The sequence below is a fragment of the Calothrix sp. CBUCES-K 9914 genome (assembly GCF_059640475.1).
On sequence record NZ_JBXXZH010000469.1, the window covers coordinates 1 to 3,305 of the forward strand.

Here is a 3,305-nt window from a genome sequence, read left to right on the forward strand (position 1 = left end):
TCAGATGGGGAAAATCTCGCCAGTTCACCTGTTGTTTTATCTTCGACTTCATTTTTTACCCAGCTCCTGGGATATTTAATTTTTATTGCGTAATTTGGATTCTCATAAAAAGAATAATTCTCTATAAACGGTAATTGTGGCGTGCTAATAAATTGCTGTATAAATTTATGCGTTGTTGGTACAGCAGCTACCGTAATAATTAGTATTCCTATGACAGAAATTGATATTACACTTTTCCTTGTCTTTTGTATCGATTGTAGCAGCGTTGGCTGAGATAACTTCGAGAGTGCTTGTAATACTTCATCGACTGACTGATATCGGCGCCGATAATCGCGACTAACCATTTTATCAATAATGGCTGCTAATTGGGGGCTGACATCTTGCTTGTTCCAAACAACTTCAGGTTTTTTTTGCAGCGTATCTGGGTTAATACCGATTAGTCCCTGAATACACGTCATTCCCACAGCGTAAATATCACTGTTAAATTTGGGATTACCATCACGCTGTTCAACAGGTGTATAACCAGGAGTGCCAATTATTGTGATTCCTTGACTTGTTTCCATTACCGCTGTAATTTCCTTAACAGCACCAAAGTCAATCAAAGCAATTCTACCATCAGACGCGCGTCGAATTAGATTTGCTGGTTTAACATCGCGGTGAATAACCTGTTCTTTATGAACAAAATCTAATATTTGTAGTAAATCCTTTAAAAAATCAACAGCTTGCTCCTCACTCCACTTCTGCCCTTTTGTAAGTTCTTTCGAGAGAAGAGTACCTGAAACGTACTCCTGAACTAAGTAAAAATGTTTATTTTCCTCAAAATGCGCCAAAAGTCTTGGAATTTGGTCGTGAGTACCCACCCGATAAAGAACTTGTGCTTCACGCTCAAATAAACGCGCGGCAATTTCCAAAGACTCAGCATCAGTAAAAATAGGTTTGAGTAACTTGACAACACAGTGAGGGTTTCCGGGTAAGTCCATATCAAGAGCCAGATATGTCTCGCTAAAACCTCCTTTTCCCAAGTCTCGGATAATTTTGTAGCGTCCTCGGAGCTTTGTTTCCAGCATTGAATGAACCCTTGCATCCAGACGTTTTTTGCTTGCAATTGCCAACCCTACACCCGCAGAACGATTGTTACACAAATTTCTATCGAGCGAAAGTTAAAAGGAATTGTTGATCTTCATAAGTAATATTCGGGTCATGAAACCATAAATATGAATATGTTTGTGAAGCACTGCTAGAAAATGTTCCCTCTACCAGCTTAATATGAAATATTAAAATCTAACACCGAGCATGGCAGACCTCACTCCCAATTCGAGTTTCAGTTTAACGATTCGTCTAGAAATTCCCAACCGCGTGGGAATGCTCGCTACCGTCACCAAAGCTATCGCTACAAGTGGTGGTAATTTCGGACAAATTGATTTAATTGAGCAAACTCGCGCAATTTCAACTCGTGATATTACTGTTGATGCGGCATCTTGCGAACATGCAGAAACGATAGTGCAAGCGGTAAAAGCTTTACCCGACATCAAAGTTATCGACGTTTATGACCGCACGTTTAATCTACATCGCGGTGGTAAAATTAGTATCAACAGTCGAATTCAGCTTAAAAGCGTGTCAGATTTAGCGATGGCTTACACTCCCGGAGTCGGAAGAGTTTGCCGTGCGATAGCAGAAAATCCTGATGACGTTTACAACTTCACTATTAAGCGAAATACTGTTGCAATTGTTACTGACGGTAGTGCAGTACTAGGATTAGGCAATTTAGGCGCCGAAGCATCTTTGCCCGTAATGGAAGGTAAAGCCATGCTATTCAAAGAATTTGCTGGTATCGACGCTTTTCCAATTTGTCTAGCAACACAAGATACCGATGAAATAGTCCGTACAGTTAAAAATTTAGCTCCAGTTTTCGGAGGTGTCAATTTAGAGGATATTGCAGCTCCCCGTTGTTTTGAGATAGAGCAAAGGTTACGTCAAGAATTAGATATCCCCGTGTTTCACGATGACCAACACGGTACAGCGATTGTAACTTTAGCGGCGCTAATTAACGCCTTAAAATTAGTGCAAAAGCCGATAGAAAAAATCCGCATTGTCATCAATGGTGCAGGAGCAGCAGGTGTAGCAATTGCCCGTTTGCTCAAAGAAGCAGGCGCCGAAACAATATTAATGTGTGACTCTAAAGGAATACTTTCAGTAAACCGTACTGACTTAAACGAAGAAAAGCGCGAGTTTGCCGTTAAAGGTCAAGGAACACTTGCAGGCGCCATTCAGGGAGCAGATGTATTTATTGGAGTTAGCGCACCAGGTGTTTTGACAGTTGAAATGGTACGTTCAATGGCAAAAGACTCAATAGTTTTTGCAATGGCAAACCCCATCCCCGAAATTCAACCCGAACTAGTTACATCTGATGTAGCAGTAATGGCAACAGGACGTAGTGATTACCCCAACCAAATCAACAACGTCTTAGCCTTCCCTGGAGTATTTCGTGGCGCCTTAGATTGCCGAGCCAAAGCAATAACCACATCAATGTACTTAGAAGCAGCAACCGCCATAGCTTCATTAGTCAACCCCAAAGACCTAAACAAAGAACACATAGTCCCATCAGTATTTGACCAACGTGTCGCAGGCGCCGTTGCCGCAGCAGTCCAACACGCAGCACGTAACGAAGGTATCGCAAGAAGTTAGGAGTAGGGTGCGTGACGCCATAACAATTGTGAAACAAAACAATGATCTAGTAGCGTCACGCACCTTACAAATTAGGAGCGGTTATACCGCCAAAATTTTGTCGTCTACTACCGAACTTCCTGACTCGTAGACTTTTTAGGTCATATTCTGCCCGAAGTTCATCTTCCATTTCCTCATCAACCTTCTGTTTAATAACTTTCATGGCGCCGCGTTAACAAACACATACTTGATTTTAAACATATGGTGCGTGACGCCATCAGTTCGGCGCTTCGTTTTAAAATTTTAATAGCGTCACACACCCTACTCTCCTAACTATTTACAAATTCTAAATAGCCGTTACTAAGTTCTTTGACAGCAGTTTCGTAAAACTGCCGTCCATGTTCAGGTGTAGCCAAAGCAGGGTTAGAACCCATACGTCCATCTGGGTAACGGCGCCGAAAATCTGTAGCACCATAGATTTTATATCCTTTACCTACTTCTTCAGATAACGGCGCCACCTTTATCGCTTCTGGGTAAATGTATTGTGTTAGTGCAACCTCACTAGGAGTTGCATGGGAACCTTCTTGATCCCCGTATAATTCGTGCGCTAATTTCAAAACCTCGCGACACATGAACCAGTT

General features: G+C 41.9%; 4 protein-coding genes. 1 reads left to right on the forward strand and 3 read right to left on the reverse strand.

Features of this window, described 5'->3' with window-relative positions; all coding sequences use genetic code 11:
• Positions 1-1,067, reverse strand: a 1,067-nt coding sequence (locus AC2JBO_RS44005; RefSeq protein ID WP_496959924.1) for a protein kinase domain-containing protein, incomplete at its 3' end; no start/stop codon positions are given.
• Positions 1,068-1,293: 226 nt separating this feature from the next.
• On the opposite strand from AC2JBO_RS44005, the gene AC2JBO_RS44010 reads away from it, so the two are divergent.
• Positions 1,294-2,685, forward strand: coding sequence for a malic enzyme-like NAD(P)-binding protein (locus AC2JBO_RS44010; RefSeq protein ID WP_496959925.1), 1,392 nt, complete (start codon positions 1,294-1,296; stop codon positions 2,683-2,685).
• Positions 2,686-2,749: 64 nt separating this feature from the next.
• Here the strand turns inward: AC2JBO_RS44010 and AC2JBO_RS44015 are convergent, their stop codons facing one another.
• Positions 2,750-2,887 (reverse strand): hypothetical protein, encoded by a 138-nt coding sequence (locus AC2JBO_RS44015; protein WP_496959926.1) that lies wholly within the window; start codon positions 2,885-2,887, stop codon positions 2,750-2,752.
• Between the two features lie 106 nt (positions 2,888-2,993).
• Positions 2,994-3,305: creatininase family protein (locus AC2JBO_RS44020; RefSeq protein ID WP_496959927.1), on the reverse strand; the 312-nt coding region annotated here is incomplete at its 5' end.

Bases quoted from the DNA above. Each gene is read 5' to 3' on its own strand.
- AC2JBO_RS44015 (WP_496959926.1), bottom strand. From the start codon at position 2,887: ATGAAAGTTATTAAACAGAAGGTTGATGAGGAAATGGAAGATGAACTT.
- AC2JBO_RS44010 (WP_496959925.1), top strand. From the start codon at position 1,294: ATGGCAGACCTCACTCCCAATTCGAGTTTCAGTTTAACGATTCGTCTA.